Annotated in this window: 1 pseudogene; it reads right to left on the bottom strand. The window is 52.1% G+C overall.

What is annotated here, in order from left to right:
- Positions 1-213 (bottom strand): annotated as a pseudogene (locus LJE08_RS14820) (GntP family permease); the annotation flags it as partial.

Below are 213 nucleotides of genomic sequence, written 5' to 3'. Positions count from 1 at the left end.
AGCAGTAGCAACACCAGAAGCATGCGTACGGCGCACTAAAGCCTTCCGGATCGGGTTCAGAATAACAAAACCACTGTCACAGAAGACAGGGATGGATACGATCCAACCCATAATGAGGACGGCAAGAGACGTATTGTTTTTCCCAACAAGCCGAACGACGCAGTCTGCCATCTTGAGTGCAGCCCCGGTCTTTTCCAAAAGGGCACCGACGAG

This window comes from Holdemanella sp. DFI.5.55 (genome assembly GCF_020593575.1).
Taxonomy (GTDB): Bacteria; Bacillota_I; Bacilli_A; order Erysipelotrichales; family Erysipelotrichaceae; genus Holdemanella; species Holdemanella hominis.
The sequence above is the reverse complement of the archived record's forward strand: the minus strand, read 5'-3'. Positions and strand labels throughout refer to the sequence as shown.